This window comes from Arthrobacter sp. 9V (genome assembly GCF_902506065.1).
Classification (GTDB): Bacteria; Actinomycetota; Actinomycetes; order Actinomycetales; family Micrococcaceae; genus Arthrobacter.
Genome location: NZ_LR732969.1, coordinates 1 through 2,818, shown reverse-complemented (window position 1 = coordinate 2,818; position 2,818 = coordinate 1). Strand labels below are relative to the sequence as shown.

Genomic DNA, 2,818 nt, shown 5'->3' with positions numbered 1-2,818 from the left:
CATCAGTGACGATGCAGAATCTGTGGAATCAGTGCGAGCAGATAGCCCCTGTGGAGGAAAGAAGAAGGACCCGGGCGATCGAGATCACCCGGGTCCTGCTGCGGCGAGCGTCAGTGCGCTGCTGCGTACGCTTCCTGCACCTGCGTCGAGATACGACCACGGGACGAGACTTCGTACCCGTTCTCCTTGGCCCACTCGCGGATCTTGCCGAGCTCTTCCGAGTTGCCGCGCTTCGGCGCGCTGCCCGCACTGGTGCGGCCAGCGCGGCTGGTGACCTTGCGGGCGGCGGCGATGTAGTCGGAGAACGCTTCGCGGAGCGCGTCGGCGTTGTCGTCGGTGAGGTCGATTTCGTAGTAGGCGCCGTCGAAGCCGAACGTGATGGTACGGCCCTTGCCGTCTTCGATGGTGTCGCCGGTGAGGTCGTCGACGAGGTGCGTGGTGACTTTTTGCGCCATGGGAGGTCGCCTTTCGCTCGGGGATCCTCTCCACCCTGGCATAGCTGATCCCGTAGAACGCTTCGTTCGTTCTTCTTCCGATCGGCTGGTCGGGCAGACTGAGCGGTGATGTCTGATTCGTCGCCAGCCGTATCCGGGTATGCCGCTGCTCTTGCCGAGCTGAAGCAGCAAGTGCGTGCTGCCCGGTTCACGGCGCAGCGCCGCGTGAACACGGAACTCATCCGCCTCTATTGGGGAATCGGCGCAACGATCCTGCAGCGTCAGGGCGAGGATGGATGGGGGAGCAACGTCATCGGTCGGCTCGCGACGGATCTGCGTGCTGAGTTCCCGGAGATGAAGGGCTTCTCCCCGCGGAACCTCGCCTACATGCGAGCGTTCGCGGCGGCGTGGCCGGACGAGCAGATTCTGCAACAGGCTGTTGCACAACTGCCCTGGGGGCACATCACCGTCCTCCTCGACCGGCTCGATGACCACGAGCTCCGGGACTGGTACGCCGGCCAAGCGGCCGCCCACGGGTGGTCGCGGAACGTCCTCGAGCACCAGATCCGCTCCGCAGCGCACGCCCGGCTGCAGGCGGCGCCGACGAACTTCGCTGAGGTGCTCCCGCCGGGGGACTCGGATCTGGCGCAGCAGATCACGAAGGACCCGTACGTGCTGGACTTCCTCGCGCTCGACGGTGACGCGAAGGAACGCCACCTCGAGCAGGCACTGGTCGATCGGATCATCGATACCCTCCGCGAGCTCGGGGAGGGGTTCGCGTTCGTTGGCCGGCAGGTGCACTTCGACGTCGACGGGGACGACTTTTACGTCGACTTGCTGTTCTTCCACGTCGAGCAGCTCCGGTATGTCGTGATCGAGCTCAAGACCGGAAAGTTCAGGCCGGAGTATCTCGGCCAGCTCGGCTTCTACGTCGCACTCGTCGACGACAAGCTCCGCCGACCTCAGCACGCGGACACGGTCGGCTTGCTGCTGGTCGCGGACAAGAACGACACCGTCGTCCGCTATTCACTCGCAGGCCAGCAGACGCCGATTGGTGTGGCCAGCTACGACCTCCTTCCGCCGGCGGTGCGGGCGGCTCTGCCTTCGGAAGCTGACCTGGCTTCCGCGCTCACCACGGCGCAGGACCCAGCGGACTCCTAGCGCCGGCTCGTCAGCGCCTTACGTCGCTAGGGAGACGTCCAGAAGCAGATCCGTTGTCGAGACGACGGCACTGTTCCGTGTCCGATGCTCACTCGGCGAGGGACCGCGGCGATACCGCAACCCGCTCGTCTTCGATTTCGATTCCGGTCAACGCAAGCGCGAGGCCGCGGTGAGCTCTCGTCTTCCACACAGCAATGATCGAGGCGATCGCGAGGCAGAACGCGAGGAACCCGGAAAACGGGAAGCCGAGTGCGAGCAATGTGGCCCACCCGCCGGATCCGAGTGCCCAGCGCGCCAACCGCTTCCCGACGTTCGGGACAGGCCGTGGCCTCAGACGCACGACGTGCTCGCCCAACGTGCGGCCGGACAGGAGGACGACGACGAGTTGCAGAAGAGGCGCAACGAGCGCGGACACGTCGACGAGTGCGGTGAGCTGCGGTGACTGTGGGTTCCGCCCGGCGGCTGTCCAGGCCAGCGCCGTTCCAAGGCTGATGGCAGCTGACACGAACCAGATAGCCAGGACGTCGGACAGGATGCCCGAGAACCTGCGAGCTGCTGTTACCGGTCGCGGCGCTTCAGCGTCGTCGGTGCTCGAGCTGCTGGCTCCAGCGAGGAGTCCGACGAGCGGCGCGAGGAGTGTGCCGAGCAGAGCGCCGGCGGTGTTCGCGAAGAGGTCGTCGAAGTCGAACAGGCGATACGAGCACGGGTAGAGGAACCAGTCGCCGGTGAGCTGCGTGGTCTCGATGAGCAGCGACACGACCAGCCCAGCACCGAAGCCCGCGAGGAGCCCCATGAGGAGTCGGTGTCGGGCGAGGGCGTGCTTGGCGAACGCACCCAGCGGTAGGAACAGCAGCACGTTGAAGATCACTTGCGCGGCCGCCGGGTTCGAGACAAGGGAGCGCGGGCCGCTGATGCCCCCTTCCTTGGCGATATCGGCGAGGAAGGAGAAGGGACGCAGCTGGGGCCCGGCTGATGCCTGGCACATCGTCGAGACGTCCGCGGGCAGGGGCAACAGTGTGTACGTCAGCAATGCGAGAGCGTAGACAAGCGCGCCGAACGCGACGAGGGAGCGGCGGAACCGAAGTTGGCCGTGCGTCCGGTACTCGCGTGCGATCCATGGCACGAGTGCGGCGACGCTGAGCGCGAAGCCGATAGCGAGCGCGATGACGCCGGGAAAAACTGTGCCCATACCACGTAAAATACCGGAACTATCCAATCGCGAA

The 2,818-nt window shown here is 65.5% G+C and carries 3 protein-coding genes; 1 reads left to right on the top strand and 2 read right to left on the bottom strand.

The features are described 5' to 3' along the window. Nucleotides 1-110: 110 nt before the first annotated feature. Nucleotides 111-455 carry a histone-like nucleoid-structuring protein Lsr2 gene (locus BACI9J_RS22845; RefSeq protein WP_159736665.1) on the bottom strand — a complete coding sequence of 115 codons (345 nt, stop codon included), beginning with the start codon at nucleotides 453-455 and terminating at the stop codon, nucleotides 111-113. 108 nt (nucleotides 456-563) lie between these two features. On the opposite strand from BACI9J_RS22845, the gene BACI9J_RS22840 reads away from it, so the two are divergent. Then, on the top strand, nucleotides 564-1,595 hold the full coding sequence (locus tag BACI9J_RS22840) for a PDDEXK nuclease domain-containing protein (protein ID WP_201296720.1): 1,032 nt from the start codon (nucleotides 564-566) through the stop codon (nucleotides 1,593-1,595). An 88-nt stretch (nucleotides 1,596-1,683) separates the two neighbouring features. On the opposite strand, the gene BACI9J_RS22835 is transcribed toward BACI9J_RS22840, so the two are convergent. Further along, on the bottom strand, nucleotides 1,684-2,818 hold a 1,135-nt coding region (locus BACI9J_RS22835; protein ID WP_236558884.1), incomplete at its 5' end, for a VanZ family protein.